The organism is Corallococcus exiguus (assembly GCF_009909105.1).
Classification (GTDB): domain Bacteria; phylum Myxococcota; class Myxococcia; order Myxococcales; family Myxococcaceae; genus Corallococcus; species Corallococcus exiguus.
Genome location: NZ_JAAAPK010000002.1, coordinates 679,718 through 701,845 on the forward strand (window position 1 = coordinate 679,718; position 22,128 = coordinate 701,845).

Sequence of the window (22,128 nt, forward strand, 5' to 3'; positions counted from 1 at the left end):
AGAGGGGGAGCGGCTCACTCCAGCTCGGACAGGAGGGACTCCAGCTCTTCCTCGCTCATGTTCTCGGTGCGGCTTTTGACGATGGCCACGGCCATGCCCGCGATGGTGGGCGTCTCGAAGAGCGTCCCCAGGCGCAGCTCCACCTGGAACGCCTGCCGGACGCGCGCCACGACCTGCGCGCCCACCAGCGAGTGTCCGCCCAGCTCGAAGAAGTCGTCGTGGATGCCCGGCTCCGCGACGCCGAGCAGCTCCGCCCAGATGGCGGCGATCCCCTGCTCGACGGAGTCTCGGGGCGCCACGAAAGCGGTCCGCACGCCGCGCCGGGAGTGCCCGGCTCCCGTGCTCGTGGCCGGCGCCGTGCCGGTGCGCTCGCGCCGCAGCCACATCGCCTGCCGCGCGGAGAGGTCCGTGGTGGACACCGCCCAGCGGCCCTCGGCTCGCGCGGACAACAGCCGCCGCAGGGCGTCCGAGCCCTCGGCGAGCGTCATGTCCGACGCGCCAGGCACTTCACCGTCCTGATGCCAGCCGTCCCAGTCCACGCTGAGCCATTGCGTCCCGCCCGCCCGAGCGCGCTCGCACGCCAGCGTGTCCATGAAGGCATTGGCCGCCGCGTAGGCGCTGAACCCCGGGCCGCCCAGCACGGTGGACAGCGAGGACTGCAACACCACGAAGTCCAGAGGCGGCCCACCGGCCAGCGCGGCCGTGAGCCACCGGGTGCCATGCACCTTGGCGGCGAGCTGCTCCTCACTCCGCTCGCGTTCCAGGTCCACCAGCGGCACCGACGTCCGAGCGCCAATGATGCCCGCGGAGTGCACCACGCCATGCAGGGCCCCGAAGCGCGCTCGCGCGCGGGCCACCACGGACTCCAGCTCCGCCCGCCGGGACACGTCCGCCGACAGCACCAGCACCTGCGCGCCACGGGCCTCCATCGCCCGCAGGCGATGAATCTTCCGCGACACCTCATCCTCCTCGCCGTGCGCGCGCAGCCACGCGTCCCATTCTTCCGGAGAGGGGAAGGGCGAGCGGCCCACCAGCACCAGCCGCGCCCGCACCGCCGCCGCCAGGTGCTCGGCCAGGCCCAGGCCGATCCGCCCCAGGCCTCCGGTCAGCAGGTACACGCCCGCTTCACGCAGCGGCGCTGTGTCCGCGCTCGCGGAGGGCAGCCGCGTCGCCTCGAAGTGCTCGGCGTAGCGGCGCGAGCCGCGCCAGGCCACCACGGGCTCCGCCGCGTCCAGGCGAACCTCCGCCGCCAGCCGTTCCAGCAGGCCCGCCTGTTTTGACGCGTCCTCGGGCAGGCGCACGTCGATGCAGCGCGTGCGCAGCCCCACGTGCTCCTGCGGAACCACCTTGCAGGGGCCCACCATGAGCGCGCGGGCGGGCACCAGCGGCTCGTCTCCCGTCACCTCCAATGCGCCACTCACCAGCACCGCGACGTCCACCGGCCCATTCACCGGCCGGGCCTGGATCGCCCGCAGCAGGGCGACGAGGCCGTGGAACCCCCGCTCCAGCTCCGTGGCGAGCGCCGCGTCTGCATCCCCACCGATGGCGGGGCCCAGGCCCCATGCGTGCACCACGCGCCGGGGCGTACCCACGGCCTCCAGCAGCGCGCGGTAGTGCGCGGGTTCTCCAGGCACGAGCTCGAAGGTGCGCGCGTCGCGTTGGGAGAATCCGGACGCGGGCACCACTCGCACCACCTCCGAGCCCCCCGCCTCCAGCCGCGCCGCCAGCTCCGCGACGAATCCGGTGGCGTCGACGAAGGCGAGCACACGCTCACCACTGACAGCCGAGGGAGCAGGTGGCGGCGTGGGCTTCCAGGCCGGCTGATAGAACCACTCCGCCGCGTCGTCCCGCTTGCGGAGCGCCGTCCCGGCCGTCCGGGGATCCGCCGCCGCGTACGTTCCCGCCACGGCCTCCAGCCAGTAGTCCTCCCGCTGGAAGGGATAGGGCGGCAGCTCGACGCGGCGGTGCTCGCCCGGGCCCAGGAGCCGCTCCACGTCCAGCTCCGCGCCCGCCAACCACAGCCGCCCCGCGGCATTCAGGAGCACCGCGGCGTCCGGCTGAGGATCCTGCGGCCGGCGCATCGAGGCGACAATCGTGCGCCCCGCCGCGTTCGTGGCCTGCCGCGCCAGCATCGTCAGCGCCTGCCCCGGCCCCACCTCCAACAGCAGCCGGTCCGGCTCCTCGAGCAGCGTCGCCACGCCTTCCGCGAAGCGCACCGGTCGCCGCACCTGTTCCGCCCACGCGCGCGGATCCGTTGCCTCCGCGTCGGTGAGCCAGGTGCCGGTGAGGTTCGAGACGCAGGGGATGGACGGAGGCGACAGGCGCACGCGGCGCAGCGCCTCTTCCAGGGGCCGCAGCATCGGCTCCAGCATCGCGGAGTGCCCGGCGTAGGTGCTGTGCAGCAGGCGGCACTCCACGCCGCGCGCCACCAGCTCCGCCTGGACCGAGTGCACTGCGTCGGGGGGACCCGACACGACGCACAGCGAGGGCGCGTTGCTGGCGGCGATGCCCACCGGTCTTCCCGCCAGCAGCGGGCGCACCTCTGCTTCAGGGAGCGCCACGGACAACATGGACCCCGCGGGCAGCTGCTGGATGAGCCGGGCGCGCAGCGCCAACATCGCCGTGGCGTCCTCCAGCGTGAAGATGCCCGCCACACATGCCGCCGCGTACATGCCGACGCTATGGCCGATGAGCGCCTGGGGCCGCACGCCCACGTCCATCCACCAGCGCGCCAGCGCGTACTCGATGGTGAAGAGCGCCGGGTGGCCGAACGTCGTCTGCTCCAGCTTCCGGGTGGCCTCCGCGTGCTCCGACGCGGCCGGGAAGAGGATGCGCCGCAAGTCGGAGCCCAGGTGCGGGGCGAAGCGCTCGCAGCACGCGTCCACGTGCTCGCGGAAGCGGGGCTCCGCGGCGTACAGGCCCCGGCCCATGTCCACGTGGTGCGAACCCTGCCCGGGGAAGAGGAACGCCACCGAGCAACGCCCGTCCCTCGCGGCCTCCGTGAGCAGCCGCGCGTCGCGTGCCGCCAGGGCCTCCCGGGCCTCGCGCGCGTCCTGGGACACCAGCACCCGCCGGTGCTCGAAGCGACGACGTCCCACCATCAGCGTGTGGGCGACGTCCGCCAGCGCGACCTCCGGGTGCTGCTCCAGGTGCGTGGCCAGCCGGTCCGTCATCTCCTCCAGCGCGGGCGCGGTCCGAGCGGACAGAGCCAGGAGCTGCCATGGACGCTGCGCGGGCGTGCGCTGCGCGGGCGTGGGTGCCTCCTCCAGCACCACGTGCGCGTTGGTGCCTCCCATGCCGAAGGAGCTCACACCCGCGCGCCGGGACTTCGCGCCGGGCCACGGCCGCGACGCGGTGTTGACGGCGAAGGGACCGTCGTCGAAGGGGACGCGCGGGTTGGGATTCTGGAAGTGCAGGCTGGGGGGAAGCCGCCGGTGCTCCAGGGCCAGCGCCGTCTTGATGAGGCTCACCACGCCGGCCGCCGCGTCCATGTGGCCCAGGTTGCTCTTCACCGAGCCCAGGGCGATGGAGCCCCGAGGCAGCCCCTGGAACACCTGGTTGAGCGCGGCCACTTCAATGGGGTCTCCCAGTTGGGTGGCCGTCCCATGGGCCTCCACATACTGGATGGAGTCGGGCTCCACGCACGCCACCGCGAGCGCCTCGGAGATGACCTGGGACTGTCCGTCCACGCTGGGCGCGGTGAAGCCTACCTTGTCCGCGCCGTCGTTGTTGATGGCCGAACCACGGATGACCGCGTGGATGCGGTCTCCCGCCTCCAGCGCGTCCGACAGGCGCTTGAGCGCCACCACCCCCACGCCCGAGCCGCCAATGGTGCCTTCGCCCCGAGCGTCGAAGGGACGGCAGCGTCCATCCGGAGAGAGGATGCCCCCGTCCCGATACGAGTAGCCGGCGCGCTGGGGCAGCGCCAGCGCGACACCGCCCGCGAGCGACAGATCCGACTCGCCGGACAGCAGGCTCTGGCAGGCCAGGTGCACCGCCACCAGTGACGTGGAGCACGCCGTCTGCACGGTGAGGCTCGGGCCGCGCAGGTCCAGGCGGTGGGAGACGCGCGTGGCGAGGAAGTCCTTCTCGTTGGCCACCATCAGCGAGAACAGGCCCTGCGACGCCACCAGGTCCGGCCGGGTCAGCAGGTTCGCGATGAGGTAGGTGCTCCGGCCCTCGCCCGCGAAGACGGACGTGGCGCCACGCCCACGTGCGTCCCCATGGCCGGAGCGCTCCAGCGCCTCCCATGCGCACTCCAGGAAGAGGCGGTGCTGGGGATCCAGCAGCTCCGCCTCCCGGGGGCTGTAGCCGAAGAAGGCCGCGTCGAAGGCAGCCACGCCGTCCAGGACGAAGCCCTCGCGTACGTAGCCCGGCTGCTCGCGCACGGCGCGCGGCACTCCGGCCGACTCCAGTTCCGCGTCGGAGAAGGACGTGCGCGGCTCCACGCCGTCGTCGATCAACCGCCAGAAGGAATCGGGATCGCGAGCGCCCGGAACACGCAGCGCCATGCCGACGATGGCGACGGCCTCGGACGGAGACGAAGGGTCCTGAGCCATCACGCGCTTCCCTTCTTGCGGCGGTTCAGCCGCTGCTCCCGCTGTTGATCCATGCGCTCCTTGCGGCCCTCGCCGCGCTCCTGGCTGGACTCCAGCCGCGAGCCTCCGCCGGACTGGGACAGGTGTTCGGCCAGGCCCGCGATGGTGGGGTACTGGAAGAGCACGGGCAGGGAGAGCCGCAGGTCCAGCTTCGTCTGGAGGCGCTCCTGCACGCGGACGATGAGCAGGGAGTTGCCGCCCACGTCGAAGAAGCGCTCGTGGCGTCCCACGCGCTTGAGGCCCAGCAGCTCGCACCAGAGGGCCGCCAGCGTGCGCTCCAGCTCGCCCTGCGGCTCCACGTAGCCCTGACCGCCGCCGACATGGGTCTCGTCGGGAGCGGGCAGCGCACGCGTGTCCACCTTGCCGCTGGCGGTGAGGGGCAGCGCGTCCAGGAACACGAACGCCGCCGGCACCATGTACTCCGGCACGCGCTCGCGCAGGAACGTGCGGAGCGCCACCGGATCGCGCTCGGGCTCGCGCGAGACGACGTAGGAGACGAGGCGGGTGAGGGAGGGAGAGTCCTCGCGAAGGAGGGTGAAGGCGTCGAGGACGGAGGAGTGGTCGCGAAGGAGGGAGGAGACTTCGGAGGGCTCGATGCGGAAGCCGCGCAGCTTCACCTGGGAGTCGAGGCGGCCGAGGAACTCAAGGCGGCCGGAAGGCAGCCAGCGGACGCGGTCGCCAGTGCGGTAGAGGCGCTCACCCGGCTCGCGCGAGAACGGATGGGGAATGAACTTCTCCGCGGTGAGGGAGGGCTGGCCGAGGTAGCCGCGAGCAACGCCAGGGCCGGAGACGAAGAGCTCACCGGGGAGGCCGACGGGGACGGGGCGCAGGAGTGAGTCGAGGACGAAGAGGCGGACGTTGGGGAAGGGAGCGCCGATGGTGGGCTGAGAGGGAATGAGCTGCGACTCGATGGAAGCGCAGACAGTCACTTCAGTGGGGCCGTAGGCGTTGAGCAGGAGGCGCTGGGGGTGGGCCCAGCGTGAGGCGACGGCAGCCGGGAGAGCCTCGCCCGCGGAGATGACGGTGCGAAGGGAGTCGAGCCCCGTGGGGTCTAGCTGAGCGAGGACGGAAGGCGTGAGGGTAACGGCGGAGATGGAGCGGGAGCGAAGCAGGGTGTGGAGAGGAGTCCCTGGGAGGAGCTGCTCGCGAGGGGCGAGGTGGAGGCAGGCACCCGCGAGGAGGGAAGAGAAGACCTCGCAGACGCAGGCATCGAAGCCGATGGATGCGAACTGGAGGACGCGGGAGGAGGAGTCGAAGCGGTGTTCGCGGACGGCGGCGAGGGCGGTGTTGGCGAGGCCGCGGTGGGTGAGGAGGGTGCCCTTGGGCTTGCCGGTGGAGCCAGAGGTGTAGATGACGTAGGCGAGCGAATCGGGCAGGGAGCGGGGAGGAGGCGGCTGGGTGGAGCGCGAGGCCACCTGACTCCAATCCGCGTCCACGCACACCAACACGCCAGCATGCGCGGGGAGCACGGACTTCAAGCGCTCCTGGGTGAGAACGACGCGAGCGCCGGAGTCGGCGAGCATGAACGCGAGTCGGTCCGCGGGCAGGGTCGGATCCAGCGGAACCCAGGCGCCACCGGCCTTGAGGACGGCGAGCATCGAGACGACGAGGTCGAAGGAGTGCTCGACGCAGAGCGCGACGCGAGTCTCGGGGCCGACTCCGAGCGAGAGCAGATGCCAGGCGAGCTGGTTGGCGCGTTCGTCGAGCTGCTGGAACGAGAGGGTGTCGTCGCCGGAGGCGAGCGCGGGGGCATCGGGCGAGCGGGCCACCTGGGCTTCGAAGAGCTGGTGGACGAGGCGCTCCTGGGGGAAGGCGACGTCGCTGGCGTTCCACTCCACCAGCACCTGATGACGCTCTTGTTCCGGAAGGAGCGACAGCGAGGCGAGCGGGCGGGCCGGCGCGGCGATGACCTCGGTGAGCAACGCGGACAGGTGATCCGCCATGCGCGCCACCGTGGCCTCGTCATGGAGGTCGGTGTTGTATTCGAACGACGCGCGGAGGCCTTCGTCGGTGTCGGTGAAGGAGACGGTCAGGTCGAACTTGGCGCCCTGTCCATCCAGGGGCACCGGGCGCGTGATGAGGCCGGGCAGTGCCTGCTCGACGTGCAGGTCCTGCTGGTAGGCCACCATCACCTGGAAGAGGGGTGAGCGGCTGAGGTCGCGCTCGGGCTGGAGCGCCTCCACCAGCTTCTCGAAGGGTACGTCCTGGTGCGCGAGCGCGCCCAGGGTGGACTCGCGCGCCTGTGCGAGCAGTTCCCGGAAGCTGATGCGTGGAGCGAACCGGGCACGCAGCACCAGCGTGTTGACGAAGAATCCGACGAGCGCCTCCATCCCGGCATGCGTGCGGCCGGAGACGGGAGCGCCCACGGTGAAGTCGTCCTGGCCCGAGTAGTGATGCAGCAGCGCCTGCGTCGCCGCCAGCAGGGTCATGAACGGGGTGACGCCTTCAGCGCGGTGGAACGCGCGCAGCGCTTCGGAGAGCGTGCGTGGCAGCACGCGGGTGAGAAGGGCACCCTGGAACGTCTGAAGCGCCGGACGCGGTCGGTCCGTGGGCAGTCGCAGCGCATGCGGCGCGCTGTTGAGCTGCTGGCGCCACCAGCCGAGCTGCGCGTCGAGCACGTCGCCCTGGAGCCAGGAGCGCTGCCACACGGCGTAGTCCGCGTACTGCACCGGCAGCGGTGGAAGCGGTGAAGACTCGTCGCGGAGGAAGGCGTCGTAGAGCGCGGCCAGTTCACGCAGCACCACCTCCGACGATCCGCCGTCGGAGATGATGTGATGCATCACCACCACCAGCACATGGTGTTCCACGTCGAGCCGCACCAGCGTGGTGCGCAGCAGCGGTCCATGCGCGAGGTCGAAGGGCCGCCGGGCCTCGTCACTGGCGATGCTGAGCGCTTCCGGTTCGCGCTGCTCGGAAGACAGCTCGCGCAGATCCACCAAGGTGAGCGGAGCCGTGAGCACGGGGTGGATGAGCTGCACCGGGCCCTCGGGGCCGTCCTGGAACGTCGTCCGGAAAGATTCGTGACGATGGATCAGTTCGTCGAAGGCGGACTGGAGCGCGGGGAGGTGAAGGGGGCCGGTGAGCCGGAGCGCGGAGGGGATGTTGTAGAAGGCGCTCTGGGGTTGCCAGCGGTCGAGGAACCAGAGTCGCTGCTGGGCGAAGGAGAGAGGCGGAGGCGCGCCATCGCGGGGAGAGGGGCGAAGAGGAGGCGCGGAGGAAGAGAAGGAGGAGTCGCGAAGGGCGTCGAGGCGCTGGGCGAGGAGCGCGGGAGAAGAGGCCTCGAAGAGAGCGCGAAGGGGCAGCTCCAGGCCGAGGGCTTCGCGCACATGGGCGACGAGGCGGGTGGCGAGGAGTGAGTGGCCACCGAGAGCGAAGAAGTCGTCGTGAATGCCGACGCGCTCCAGCCGCAGCAGGCGAGCGAAGAGGCCGCAGAGAAGGGCCTCGGTGCGCGTGCGGGGCGGGACGAAGGAGGAGGCGTGGGAGGCGTCTGCGTCGGGGAGAGGAAGGGCCTTGCGGTCCACCTTGCCGTTGGCGCTGAGGGGCAGGGCGTCCAGCACCACGAAGGCGGCGGGCACCATGTACTCGGGAAGCCCCTGACTCAGGTGGAGCTTGAGGGCTTCCAATTCCAGCGAGGCATCTGCCTTGGGCGTGACGTACGCGACGAGACGCGCGTCGCCGGGGGAGTCCTGGCGAACGAGGACGACGACGTCACGCACGGCGGGCAGCCCGCGCAGAGAGGCTTCGATTTCACCCAACTCAATGCGGAAGCCGCGCAGCTTCACCTGGAAGTCGATGCGGCCCAGGAAGTCGAGGGAGCCGTCGGGAAGCCAGCGGACACGGTCACCGGTGCGGTAGAGGCGCGCGCCAGGCGAGGAGGAGAAGGGGTCCGGAATGAAGGAGACGGCGGTGCGGGACGCGTCGAAGAGGTAGCCGCGGCCAACGCCCGTGCCCGCGACGAAGAGCTCGCCCGGAATGCCGAGGGGGCAGGGCCGCAGGAGCGAGTCGAGGACGTAGAGGCGGGTGTTGCAGACGGGGCGGCCGATGGGGACGACGGAGGAGGCCGGAGGAGAGGAGAGGAAAGCGTGGGTGACGTCGTCGGAGCACTCGGTGGGGCCGTAGGCGTTGACGAGGGGAATGGCGGGCCAAGCGAGGAGCCAGCGGCGAGCGGTTTCCGCCGGAAGCGCCTCACCCGTGGGAACCATGAAGCGCAGGCGGGAGAGGGCGGGACGTGCAGAGCCGCGAGAGTCGGCCTCGTCGAGCAGGGCGCTCAGCAGGGAGGGGACGGACTCGACGATGGAGACGGCGTGAGCCTCCAGCGCGTCGAGGAGGGCGGAAGGCGAGTGGGAGACGTCGTCGCCAAGCACCAGCGTCTGGCCACCAACGAGCAGGGCAACGAAGGACTGCCAGACCGAGATGTCGAAGCACTGAGAAGCTGTCTGCGCGACGACGTCCTTGGGCCCGAGGCCGAGCGCAAGCACCTTGGCATGCAGGTGGTTGAGCATGCCGCGCTGCTCGACCATGGCGCCCTTGGGAGTGCCAGTGGAGCCAGAGGTGAAGATGACGTAGGCGAGGTGCGAAGGAGACGCGCGAAGCGAGAGACGCGAAGAAGGAACGTCCGCGTTCAGAGAAGCTTCGAGCGAAAGGACGCGCGGGCGAGAGTCCTCGGGAAGCAGTGCGAGGGCGGAAGCCAGCAGCGGCGCGAAGACATCCGCGACGATAACGAAGGGGGCGCGGCTGAGGGAGAGAATCTGGGCGAGGCGCTGGGGCGGATGGAGCGGGTCGAGGGGCAACCAGGCCGCACCAGCCTTGAGGACGCCAAGGTTGGAAGCGACGAAATCACAGCCACGAGGAGCCAGCAGCGCGACGAGAGAGTCGGGCTGGACGCCAGAGCCGACGAGGAGGTGGGCGAGGCGATTGGAGCGGGCGTCGAGGGCGCGGTAGCTGAAGGAAGAAGACGCGTCGCGGACGGCGACGGCGTCGGGAGCGCGGTCGGCCTGGGCCTCGAAGAGCTGATGGAAGCAGACGTCGAGAGGGACGTCAGCGTGGGTGCGGTTGAAGTCGAGGAGCACCTGACGCTGCTCGGCCTCGGGCATGAGGGGCAGCGAGGACAGCGACGCCTCAGGGCGAGCGACGGCGGCCTCCAGCACCGTGCGCAGGTGCTGGGTGAGGCGCGCGATGGTCGCCTCCTCGAACAGGTCGGTGCTGTATTCGAAGCGACCGCGCAGGCCGTCGGCGGCTGCGGTCAGCACCAGCTCCAGGTCGAACTTGGAGGTGCCGTGATCCACGTCCAGCCGGTGCAGCTCCAGGCCCGCGTGGGCGGTCTCCGGCAGGCGGGTGTTCTGGAACGTGAACATCACCTGGAACAGCGGTGAGCGGCTCAGGTCGCGCCGGGGCTGGAGCTCCTCCACCAGCTTCTCGAACGGCACGTCCTGGTGCGCGTAGGCCCCGAGCGCCGCCGTGCGCACGCGCGTGAGCAGCTCCCGGAAGGAGATCCCGTCATCCAGACGCGTGCGCAGCACGAGCGTGTTGGCGAAGAAGCCAATCAACCCCTCCAACTCGACGCGGCTCCGGCTGGCGACGGGCATGCCGATGCAGAGGTCGTCCTGGCCCGAGTACCGGTGCAACACCACCTCGAACGCGGACAGCAGCACCATGAACGGGGTGACGCCTTCACGTCGGCTCAGCGCCTCGACCGCGTCGGACAGCTCGCGGGGCAGGTGGACGAACCAGCTCGCGCCCTGGAGGGACTGGACCGCGGGGCGCGGTTTGTCGGTGGGCAGCTCCAGGACGCGCGGCGCGTCCCCCAACCGCTGACGCCAGTACGCCAGCTGCGTCTCCAGCGCCTCGTCCCGCAGCCACTGCCGCTGCCACGCGGCGTGATCCGCGACCTGGATGGACAGGTCGGAGAGCGGCGAGGGCTGGCCCCGGGTGAACGCCGCGTAGAGGGCCATCAGGTCCTCGACGAGCACGTTCATGGACCAGCCGTCGGAGACGATGTGGTGCATCGTCAGCAGCAGCACGTGCTCGCGTTCGGCCAGGCGCAACAGCGTGACGCGCAGCAGGGGGCCGCGCGTCAGGTCGAAGGGCCGGCGCGCCTCCGCGGTGGCCCGGTGCTGGACCTCCGCCTCGCGCTCAGCAGAGGAGCGCGCCGACACATCGATGACCGTGAAGTCGGGAGCCAGCGAGTCGGCGATGCGCTGCTCGGGTCCATCCACGCCCTCGTGGAAGGTGGTGCGCAAAGATTCGTGGCGATAGGTGAGGGCGGAGAAGCCACGGCGCAGGGACTCCACGTCCAGCGCTCCGCTGACGCGCACGGCGGCCGGCACGTTGTACGCGACGCTGCCCGGCTCCAACTGCTCCAGCAACCAGAGGCGCTGCTGCGCGAAGGACAACGCCAGGGACCCGGTGCGCTCCGCCGGTGAGAGCGGAGGCGACTGCCGGCCCTGCTTCGCCGCGCGCAACGCATCCACCTTCTCCGCGAGCGCCGCGAGTGTCGGGGCCTCGAAGAGGCTGCTCAGGGGCAGCTCCACCTGAAGCGCCTCGCGTATCCGCGAGACGGCCTGGGTGGCCAGCAGCGAGTGCCCGCCCAGCTCGAAGAAGTGGTCATACGCGCCCACGCGCTCCACGCGCAGGACACGTGCCCACACGGAGGCCAACAGCTCCTCGGTGAAGGTGCGCGGCGCGACGGTGCCGGACTCCACCGCGGTGGCCTCCGGCGCGGGCAGCGCCTTGCGGTCCACCTTGCCGTTGGGCGTGAGGGGCAGCGCGGCCAGGGGCACGAAGGCGGACGGCACCATGTAGCGGGGCAGGTGTCGCTGCACTGCTTCCTTGAGGACTGCCGCGTCCGGCACGTGGCCGGGCTGGGCCACGACGTAGGCCACCAGCCGCTTCTCGCCCGGAGCGTCCGAGCGCGCGTGGACGACGACGTCCCGCACGGACGCGTGGGCGCGGAGCACCGCCTCCACCTCGCCCAGCTCGATGCGGAAGCCGCGCACCTTCACCTGGTTGTCGATGCGGCCCAGGTACTCCAGGTCGCCGTCCGGCAGCTGCCGGACCAGGTCCCCGGTGCGGTAGAGCCGCGCGCCGGGCTCGCGTGAGAACGGATGGGGGATGAACCGCTCCGCGGTGAGCTCTGGCCGGTGGAGATACCCGCGGGCCTGCCCCGAGCCTCCCAGGTGCAGCTCACCGGGGACGCCCAGGGGCACGGGGCGCCCGCGCGCATCCAGCACCCACGCGGAGGTGCCGGGCAGCGGGCGCCCGATGGTGGGCTCGCTGCGCGCGTCCTGGGGAACCCGCGTGAACGTGGAGTAGGTGGTGTCCTCCGTGGGGCCGTACAGGTTGAAGACGTGCTCCACCTGACCCGTGCGGTACAGGTCCGCCACCAGTGAGCCCGGGAGCGCCTCGCCCGCCAGGTTCACCGTGCGCAGGGACGCGGGCAGTGCACCGGCCCGCACCAGCTCCGTCATGGCCGACGGCACCGTGTTGACGAGCGTCACCTCACCCGCCGCCGCGAGCCCCGCCAATGCCAGCGCGTTGTCCGCGAGGATGACGGTGCCTCCCCGTGCCAGCGGGGCGAACATCTCGAAGAAGGACAGGTCGAAGCAGAACGACGTCGCGGCCAGCACACCGGACAGCTGCTCGCGCGAGAACACCGACAGCGCCCAGCGCAGGAAGGCCACCGCGCTGCGGTGCTCCAGCGCCACGCCCTTGGGCCGGCCGGTGGAGCCGGACGTGTAGAGGACGTAGGCCAGGGAGTCCGGCCCGATGCTCGCGGGCGCCAGCGGAGCCAGCGACGCGGGGACCTCCGCGCCCGCCTCCAACCGGACGACCCGCGCTCCGTGCGAGGGCAGCGTCCCCTCCAGCTTCGCCGTGGTGATCAGCACAGGCGCCTGGGAGTCCTCCAGCATGAAGGCCAGCCGCTCGGCGGGGTAGGCCGGATCCAACGGGACGTAGGCGCCGCCCGCGCGCATCACACCCAGCAGGGCGATGACCAGCTCGGGCGTGCGCTCCAGGCACACGGCGACGCGAGTCTCCGGACCCACGCCCAGCTCACGAAGCGTGTGCGCCAGCTGGCGCGTGCGCGACTCCAGCTCACCGTAGGTGAGCCGCCGCGCCTCGTGCACCAGCGCCACCGCGTCCGGCGTGCGCGCGGCCTGCGCCTCCACCAGGTGGTGGACGCACGTCTCCCCCGAAAGGTCGGCGCGCGTCCCGCTCCACGCGCGCAGTTGTTGCCACTCGCGCTCGGGCAGCAGCTCCGCCCGGTCGTAGCGGTCCTGGGGTGCCTTGGCCATGGCGCCCAGCACGCTCAGGTAATGCGCCTTGATGGACTCGACCTGCTCTGCGCCCAGGCCGTTGCAGTCCAGGGCGATGTGCAGCTCGGTGCTGGCCGTGTTGACGTTGAAGTAGGCCGTCCAGGCGAAGTACGTCTGGTCGGTGGCCATCATGTCCAGGACCTCCAGCCCGCGCAGCTCGCGCAGCCGGTCCAGGATGTGGAACTGGGTGAAGTTGAAGGCCGTGTCGAAGAGGGGCTGACCGCCTCCGAAGGTCTTCTGCAGCTCCGCCAGCGGGAAGCGCCGGTGCGGCAGCCGGGCGCGCTCCGCCTCGAAGGCATCGCGCGTCAGGTCCAGCCACGACCCGCCCGCCACGTCCATGCACAGCGGCAGCGTGTTGAGGAAGATGCCCAGCACCTGATCGCCGCCGGGCACCTCAGGGCGTCCGTTGGCGATGATGCCCGTCATCACTTGGTCCTTCCCGGTCAGCAACGCCACGACGCGCGCGTGCGCGGCGACGAGGACGCTCTTGAGCGGGAGGGTCGTCTCGGTGGCGATCTGCTTGAGGCCGGTGAGCACCTCGTCGGCTACCGGGAAGATGATCCGCAGGTGCTGTCCGGCCGGCTCTCCTTCGGCCAGCGGCCAGGGCATGAGCGGGGCGCGCTCCAGCCGGGACAGTTCCCGGGCCCAGAAGTTCTTCGACGCCTCGGAGGCCAGCGCTGCCCGCTCCAGCGCGATGAAGTCCCGGTAGGTGGTGGCGGGCGGAGGCTCCACTGGCGTCGGGCCATCCAGCGACGCCACGTAGAGCCGCAGCAGCTCCGACCACAGCGAGGCCACGCTCCAGCCGTCCAGGAAGGGCTCGGACAGGGTGATGCGGAAATCGTCGTCGGTGAGGCGGTGGACGTTGATCCGGATGAGCGGCGGCGCACGCCAGGTGAAGCCCAGACGGCGCTCGGCCTGGCTCCAGGCCTTGAAGTCCTGCCGCTGCTCCTTCTCCGGGCGATCCCGCCAGTCGAACACCGCGAGCGGCGCCTGCGCGTGCGTGTACACCAGCTGCAACGGCTCGCTGAAGGAGACGTCGAAGGCCGAGCGCAGCATGGGGTGGCGCCGCGCCATCTGTTCGAGCGCCCGTCGCAGCGCGTCCTCGTCGAAGCGCACCCGGACGTGGAAGCTGGTGAGGTAGACCTCGTAGCCCTGGCGCAGCTCCGCGTGGAAGACGAAGCCCGCTTGCAACCGCGACAGCGGATAGGCGTCCGAAAGGCCCGCGGGCAGCGCCGCGAGGTCCGCGTCGGACACCAGCGAGAAGGGCTCGGTGCGCACGGCGGTCTCACCCGAGCGGCGCAGCGCCTGGGCCAGCGCGCCCACCGTCTGGTGGTCGAACATCTCCGCCACGCTGAGCGTGAGCCCCCGCTCGCGAGCTCGCGCTACCACGCGCAGGCTGCGGATGGAGTCGCCTCCCAGCTCGAAGAAGTTGTCGTCCACGCCAACCTGATCCACGCCCAGCGCCTCGCTCCACACCTGGCACAGCAGCCGCTCCAGGTCGTTGGTGGGCGCCACGTAGCCCTCGCTCAACGACGGGCGCAGGCGCTCCGGTGCGGGCAGCGCCCGGCGGTTCACCTTGCCGTTGGCGGTGAGCGGGAGGGTGTCCAGGAAGACGAACGCGGCGGGCACCATGTGCTCGGGCAGCCGCTCGCGCAGGAAGGCGCGCAGCTCGCCCACGGTGGGGGCTTGCGCGCCCGGGCGCGCCACCACGTAGGCCACCAGTTGCTTCTCGCCAGCGGCGTCCTCGCGCGGCACGACCACCACTTCGCGCAGCGCGGGGTGCCGGGCAATGGAGCTCTCCATCTCACCCAGCTCGATGCGGAAGCCGCGCACCTTCACCTGATCATCCAGGCGGCCCAGGTACTCCACGTCGCCGTCGGGCAGTCCGCGAGCCAGGTCTCCGCTGCGGTAGAGACGGGCGCCTGTCCCGGGGCGGAAGGGGTCGTCCAGGAAGCGCTGCTGATTGAGCTCGGGCCGCTGGAGGTAGCCGCGCGCGACGCCCGCGCCGCCGACATACAACTCCCCGGGCACGCCCACTGGCACCGGCTGCTGGTGCTTGTCCAACAGCAGCAGGGACAGGTCCTGGATGGGCGCGCCAATCACGCTGCCCGGCGCCTCGTCAACGTCACGCGCGCGGAGGGGCCGGTAGGTGACGTGCACCGTCGTCTCGGTGATGCCGTACATGTTGACCAGCCGGGGCCGCGCGTCCCCGTGGCGCTCGAACCAGGGCCGCAGGCTGCCCAGCGGCAGGGCCTCGCCGCCGAAGATGACGTGGCGCAGGGCCAGGGCGTCGGCTGGCACCGTCAGGTCCTCATGGATGAGCGACCGGAAGGCGGACGGCGTCTGGTTGAGGACGGTGACCTGCTCGGCGCGCAGCAGCGCGTGGAAGGCCTCCGGGGAACGGCTCACCCGGTACGGCACCACCACCAGCCTGCCGCCGTACAGCAGCGCGCCCCACAGCTCCCACACGGAGAAGTCGAACGCGATGGAGTGGAACAGCGTCCAGACGTCGGAGCTGTCGAAGCGGAAGTCGTCCCAGGTGGCGTCGAAGAGCCGCGTGACGTTGGCGTGCGTCACCTGCACGCCCTTGGGGCGGCCCGTGGAGCCCGACGTGTAGATGACGTACGCGAGCAGGTCGCCCGACACCGCGACCTCAGGCCGCGAGCGAGGCGCGTCGGTGAGGCCCGGCGACTCCTCATCCAGCGCCACCACGTGGACCGCCACGTCACCGAGGGAGTCCGCCAGCCGGCGCTGCGTGAGCAGCACGCGAGCCTGACTGTCCTCCAGCATGAAGCGGGCCCGTTCGGCGGGATAGGCCGTGTCGATGGGCACGTACGCCGCCCCCGCCTTCAGGATGGCGAGCACGGCCACCACCATGTCCAGCGAACGCTCCAGGTACAGCCCCACCAGGTCGCCCGGCACGACGCCCTGGCGCACCAGATGGTGGGCCACCTGGTTGGCGCGGGCGTCCAGCTCCGCGTAGGTCCACGAGCGCTCCTCGAGCGTCACCGCCACGGCGTCCGGCCGCTCCGCCGCGCGCGCCTCGAAGCGCTGATGCAGACAGGCCTCGCCCCGGGGCTCCACTCGGAGCGAGCGGGGAGGACGCGTGAGCGCCTCGCGCTCCTCCGCTGACAGCAGGGGCAGCCGGGAGATGGGCCGCGAGGGATCCTCCGCGATTCCCTCCAGCAGCCGCTCCAGGTGCCCCGCCATGCGGACCACGGTGGCCGCGTCCAGCAGGTCCACGTTGTAGCGAAGCGAACCCGCGAGCGTGCCCTCCACCTCGGCGAACGTCAGCGTGAGGTCGAAGGGGGCGACGTGTCGCGCGAGCGCGAGCGACTCCACCTCCAGCTCGCCCAGGCGCATCCGCAGCCCGCTCTCATCCAGAGCGAAGCCGCTCAGGTCCTCTTGTCCAGGCAGCGACGCGCGCTGCAACACCAGCTCCACCTGGGCGAGCGGAGGCCGGCTGGGATCGCGCCGCACGCGCAGCCGGTCCACCAACGTCGTGAAGGGCAGCTCCTGGTGGGCCAGCGCGTCCACCACCACGCCCCGCGCGCGCTCCAGCAGCTCCAGGAAGGACGGCTCGCCGCTCAGGTCTCCGCGCAGCACCACCTGGTTGACCAGGTAGCCCACCACGCTCGCCAGCTGCGGCCGGGGGCGGCCGTTGACGGGAGAGCCCACCCAGACGTCCTCCTGCCCGGTGTAGCGGTGCAGGAGCGTCTGGAACGAGGCGAGCAGCAGCGTGAAGAGCGTGACGCCGCGCTCGCGGGCCAGCGTGAAGAGCCGCCGGGCCAGCGGCGCCGGAAGCCGGAAGGCATGCGCCGCGCCCGCGTAGGTCTGCACGGGCGGACGCGCGCGGAAGCGGGGCAGCTCTAGCGGCGTGGGCTCACCGGCGAGCCGCTCCTTCCAATTCTCCCAAAGCCGCTCGCCGTCGCGCGCGAGGACTTCGCGCAGCTGGCGCTCGACGCCGGGCATGTCCAAACGCACCGGGGGCAGGGCCGGCGGCTGGTGACGGAGCTCGCCCTCGTACAGCGCGCCCAGGTCGTGGAGCAGCACCGCCATGGACACCAGGTCCACGATGATGTGATGGACGCCCAGGATGAGCACGTGCTCGCCCGCCGGACGCGCCAGGACGTGCACGCGCATCAATGGCCCGGAGGCGAGGTCGAAGGGCCGGGCCGCCTCGTCGCCCAGGAATTGCTCCAGCCGCGCCGCGTCCCACGCGGTGGCGTCCTCGTGGACGAAGTGGACCAGCGCGTGGGGCAGGATGCGCTGGACGGGCTGGCCCTCCACGCGGACGAAGAGGGTGCGCAGGCTGGCGTGACGGTCCACCAGGGCCTGGAAGGCGCGCTGCATCGCGGGCACGTCCAGCGCGGAGCGGATCCGCAAGGCCTGCGTGACGTTGTACTCGGCGGTGTGCGGGGAGAGCTGGTGCTGGAACCAGAGCCCCCACTGGCCGGGGGTGAGCGCGTAGTCTCCGGGTGCCACCGTCGCCGTCTCGGAGGCGGGCACGTGCTCCGCGGCGTCGAGCGCCTGCACGAGGAAGCCCGCGAGCTCCTCCGGCGTGGGGCCGCTCAACACGCGCTGGAGCGGGAGCGTCACACCCAGGTGCTGCTCGACGGCGTGGCCCAGCTCCACGATGCCCAGCGAGTCCAGTCCCAGCTGGCTCACCCGGACCGCCGGCTCCACGGCGGACACCGGGGCGCGCAGGGCCCGCGCAAGCTCGCGCCGCACCCAATCGAGCAGGGCCTGCTGCCGCTCGGCGACGGGCATGGCCCGCAGCGTGGCCACGTCCGGCCCAGGCCCGGCGTCGGGGCTCGCGTCGTCAGCGGAGGCGCGCGTCAGCACGGAGCGGCCCACCACCCGGATCTGGCCCTCGCCCAGCCACTGCCGGCACGTGCTGCGCATCAGCTTGCCGCTGGAGGTCTTGGGCACCGCGCCGTGGGGCACCAGCACCACGGTGTCGAGCCGCAGCTCGTGTTCCTGCTCCATGGCCGCGCGCACCGCGGCGGCCACCTCCTCCACGTCCACCGTCTCGTCGCCCACCTCGACGACCATCACCACCCGCTCGCCCTCCGACGCGTCCTCGGAGAAGGCCGCGTTGCAGCCCGGCCGGATTGCCGGGTGGCTGCGCTCGGCCGTCAGCTCCAGGTCCTGGGGGTAGTGGTTGCGGCCGCGGACGATGATCAGGTCCTTGCGGCGGCCGGTGATGAAGACCTCGCCGTCCTGCACGAAGCCCATGTCACCCGTGCGCAAGAAGGGGCCCGTGCCATCCGCCAGACGGGCACGGAAGATCTCCTCGGACATCTCGGGCCGGTTCCAGTAGCCGGCGGCCACGCTGGGGCCGGACACCCAGAGCTCGCCCACCTCGCCGGGGGCCCGGAGCTGGCGCGTCTGTGGCTCCACCACCAGGATGTCGTGGTCGGGCAGAACCCTTCCGCTGCCCACCAGCACGCGGGCTTCCGGCGCGTCCGCGCTCGTGGGCACGGGCCGGTGGTCCTCCATGCTGGACGCGACCACCGGGAACAGCACGGGGGGCGCGGTCGTCACGCAGGCGGTGAGGGCGAGCGTCGCCTCCGCCAGGCCGTAGCCCGGCATGAAGGTCTCCATGCGGAAGCCCTGGGGCGCGAAGGTCCGCGCGAAGCGCTCCAGCGTGTCCGGGCGGATGGGCTCCGCGCCGTTCATGGCTCCGCGCCAGTGGCTCAGGTCCAGCGTGGCCCGCTCCTCCGGCGTCGTCTTGCGCACGCACAGGTCGAACGCGAAGTTGGGGCCGCCGGACACCTGGGCGCGAAACCGAGACATCGCCTCCAGCCACCGCAGGGGCTTGCGGAGGAATGAGAGCGGCGACATGAGCGTCACCGGGTTGCCCGCGTACAGCGGGTTGAGGATGCCGGAGATGAGGCCCATGTCGTGGTACGGCGGCAGCCACATCACCCAGCGGTCGTCCTGCCGCAGGTCCAGGCCCAGCGTGATGATCCGCATGTTGGCCACGAGGTTGCCGTGGCCGACCATCACGCCCTTGGGCATGCCGGTGGAGCCGGACGTGTACTGGAGGAACGCCAGCGACTCGGCCTTCAGCTCCGGGCGCCGCCAGCCGTCTTCCAGCCCCTCGGGCAGCGCGTCGGTGGCGATCCACTCCAGGTCCCGCAGCTCCGGCGCCAGCTCGAAGATGTACTCCGCCAGCTCCAGGATGAAGGACGTGGTGAGCACCACCGTCGCCTGGGCGTCGCGGATGATGGCGCGCAGTCGCGGCAGCGTGCGCTCCAGCCGAGTCGGATCCGGCGGATACGCAGGCACCGCCACGGCGCCGCCCAGGACGCAGCCAAAGAACCCCGCGATGTATTCAGTGCCCGGCGGGTAGAGCAGCATCACCCGCTGTCCCGAGTGCCGCTCCGCCAGCCGTGCGCCAATGCGCCGCGCCCGAGTGAAGAGCCCCGCGTGCGTCAGTACGGTCTCCTCGCCCGGTTCGTCCTCCAGGAACGTGTAGACGGGGAAGTCCGCGCGCGTCTCCACCCGGAGCGCGAGGAGGTCCATCAGCGTGTCGGCCTTGGGATGAATGACTCGATCGTTCATGGCTCGGGGCGGGGCGGCGCGGGACGCGCGGAAGAAACGGAGAGGAGGGAAGCGTGGGGTGAAACCCGGGCGGCGATGTGTTCGGCCACCCGCAGCGACATGGCGATCACCGTCAGCGTCGTGTTCACCGCGCCCGCGGAGGGCAGGAAGCACGAGTCGACGACGTAGAGGTTGTCCATCCCGTGGACGCGGCAGTGCGGATCCAGCACGGAGGTGGCCGGGTCTTCGCCGAAGCGCGCCGTGCCCACCAGGTGCCACAGGTCCGCGGGGCTGCGGGGCGCCAGCACGACGGGGAAGCCGGCCTTCTTGAAGATGTCGATCGCCATGCGCCGCAGGCGCCGGAACGTCTTCACGTTCGGCCGGGGAGGCTCCATCCGGACGATCTCATCGCCCTGGAACACGAAGCCGGACTCCTTGCTGGCCACGGCCTCTGTCATCAGGAAGCACGTCACGCTGCGCTCGACGATGAACCGCACGAACGGCCGAGCCACGGCGGGCACGCTCTTCCACAGCGGCAGCTGGCCCGCGGCCTGGATGACGCCCAGGGGGTAGGGCCATTCCGCGGAAGGGCCATAGAAGGAATTGATGGCGAACGTCTTCTGGTGCAGGTCCGGCACGCGCTTGAAGCCGCGCATGGGGAACACCAGCCCCGCCGTGTGTCCCGCGAGATAGCGGCCCAGGCACCCGCTGGCGTTGCCAATGCCCTCCGGGTGCGCGTCATTGCGTGAGCGCCGCAGCAGCAGTGGCGTCCGCGCGAAGCCCGCGCATACGGCCACCACGTCCGCGTCCACCTCCCACGTCTCGCCATCCTGTTGCAGCAGTACGCCCGTGGCCCGGAGCCCATCCGGCGTGGTGAGCACCCGCAGGCACTGCGTCCGCGTGAGCAACTGGACCCGCCCCGTCGCCAGAGCAGGGCGCAGCGCGGCGATCTCCGCGTCCATCTTCGCGTCGCGCTGGCAGTAGTGGCCGTCGCACCGCGCGCACAGGATGCACTTGCCGCCAGGCCCCACGTCCACGGCCTTGGGGATGTACGAGACGGGAAGCCCCTGAGCCCGCAAGCGCTCCACGATGGGCGCGATGTACGGCTCGTGCTCGATGGGCCCGTGCGGGAAGGGGCGGGAGCGGGGAGGCTCGGAGGGGTCCTCGTGCGTCGAACCTCGGACGGCGTAGAGGTGCTCCGCCTCGTCGTAGAACGGCTCCAGGTCGCTGTAGCGGACGGGCCACGCGGGGGACTCGGCAGTCTCCGTGGCGGTGGCCTGGAAGTCCTGCTCGCGCAGCCGGTAGAGCGCCGCGCCATAGAACTTCGACGGCCCGCCCACGAAGCTCTGCTGCGTCCCCTGCATGAACTCCTGCATGTGGATGCTCGCGTCCGCTCGCGAGGGATCCGGCCGCAGGAAGTCCCCTTCCTCCACCACCAGGACCCGAGCGCCCCGCCGCGAGAGGCCATGCGCGAGCGTGCTGCCGCCGGGGCCGCTGCCGATGATCACCACGTCGCAGCTGCGAGGACGCGGGTTCATGACTGGCCCCCCGCCAACGCCGACAGGGAGGCGGCATCCTCCAGCCGGGCAGGCCTCGTGACTGTGCGCTCCCGGGCCGATGTGAGCAGGGCCTCGATGACGGCCAGGTCGTGCAGGGCCTCGCGGGGGCTGTTGCGGATGGGCTGACCCGCGCGCACCCCGGCGTGGAAGTCCTCGAACTGCCGCACCATCATGTCGGCCGAGCGGACCTTGAACACGGTCCGCTTCAGGCCCCGCACCAGCTCCACGCGGTCATGCATGAAGAAGATGGATCCGTGCGTGCCTACGATGTGCTTGCGGCCGAAGCGGTCGCGCACGGGCCGCTCGGCTCCGGAGAGCAATGCCTTCACCACGCTCCAAGGCGTCAGCCGGACCGGCTCCAGCGCGTAGCTGACGGAGTAGTTCGCCACGAGCCCGCTCTCGAACTGGAGCGACGCGGCCAACGTGTCGGCGGGAGGCAGCGCCGGATCCACGCCGCGCACGAAGGCGCTGACGTGCGACACCTCGCCCAGCATCAACCGCAGGGCGGCGATGTCGTGCACCCCGCCGTCCAGCAGGAAGCCGCCCGCGTACCCCGGCTCACGGCGCCACTGCGTCTGGAACCACGGCGTGGACTTGATGGGGACCAGCGTCGGGTAGTGGCACAAAAGCGGCGTGCCAATCTCCCCCGAGGCGATCAGCTCCCGGACGCGCCAGGCCGTCTCCCAGAAGCGGAAGTTCTCCGCGACGTACCAGACCTGATCCGGGCGCGGCGCTTGGAGCGTGAGCAGCGCCCGCGCGCGCTCCACCGACTCGGCGATGGGCTTCTCGCTGAAGACATGCAGGCCCCGGCCCAGCGCCGCCGCGATGGCGTCCGACGCGGGCAGGATGGGCAGCGCCACGTCCACGGCTTCAATCCCAGGCATCTCCAACGCCCGGTCCAGCTCCGTGAACACCTCCACCGGTCCTGGCAGCTCGCCCGCCACGGCCTCCGCCTTCGCCCGCGTTCGGCTGAAGACACCGGCGATGCGGAACGCTCCGCTCAGCCCGCGCAGTGCGGGGACGTGCGCTCCCCGGGAGAAACCGGCTCCCAGCAGCAGGAGTGGAATCGGGCGGCTCATCGGGCGTCAGGGGCGTTGGGGTGGAGAGCGG

At 71.4% G+C, this 22,128-nt stretch carries 4 protein-coding genes; all 4 read right to left on the reverse strand.

Annotated features, from left to right (window positions below; translation table 11 throughout):
* Positions 1-14: 14 nt before the first annotated feature.
* The 4 genes from GTZ93_RS09205 to GTZ93_RS09220 are packed head-to-tail and all read right to left on the reverse strand — an operon-like array spanning position 15 to position 22,097.
* Complete coding sequence (locus tag GTZ93_RS09205) at positions 15-4,559, reverse strand: type I polyketide synthase (protein WP_139922974.1); 4,545 nt, start codon at positions 4,557-4,559, stop codon at positions 15-17.
* A complete protein-coding gene (locus GTZ93_RS09210) occupies positions 4,559-19,480 on the reverse strand; it encodes a non-ribosomal peptide synthetase (RefSeq protein ID WP_161662739.1) in 14,922 nt (4,973 codons plus the stop codon). Before GTZ93_RS09210 ends, GTZ93_RS09205 begins: the two co-directional genes overlap by 1 nt.
* Entirely contained in the window at positions 19,477-20,997 is a 1,521-nt protein-coding gene (locus GTZ93_RS09215; protein WP_161662740.1) for an FAD-dependent oxidoreductase, read from the reverse strand. The genes GTZ93_RS09210 and GTZ93_RS09215 overlap by 4 nt, the downstream gene beginning before the upstream one ends.
* On the reverse strand, positions 20,994-22,097 hold the full coding sequence (locus GTZ93_RS09220; protein WP_139919547.1) for a Gfo/Idh/MocA family protein: 1,104 nt from the start codon (positions 22,095-22,097) through the stop codon (positions 20,994-20,996). The genes GTZ93_RS09215 and GTZ93_RS09220 overlap by 4 nt, the downstream gene beginning before the upstream one ends.
* Positions 22,098-22,128 lie beyond the last annotated feature (31 nt).

What these genes read in the sequence shown, in the direction of transcription:
- GTZ93_RS09205 (WP_139922974.1), bottom strand. Translation starts at nt 4,559, where the DNA reads ATGGCTCAGGACCCTTCGTCTCCGTCCGAGGCCGTCGCCATCGTCGGC.
- GTZ93_RS09210 (WP_161662739.1), bottom strand. Translation starts at nt 19,480, where the DNA reads ATGAACGATCGAGTCATTCATCCCAAGGCCGACACGCTGATGGACCTC.
- GTZ93_RS09215 (WP_161662740.1), bottom strand. Translation starts at nt 20,997, where the DNA reads ATGAACCCGCGTCCTCGCAGCTGCGACGTGGTGATCATCGGCAGCGGC.
- GTZ93_RS09220 (WP_139919547.1), bottom strand. Translation starts at nt 22,097, where the DNA reads ATGAGCCGCCCGATTCCACTCCTGCTGCTGGGAGCCGGTTTCTCCCGG.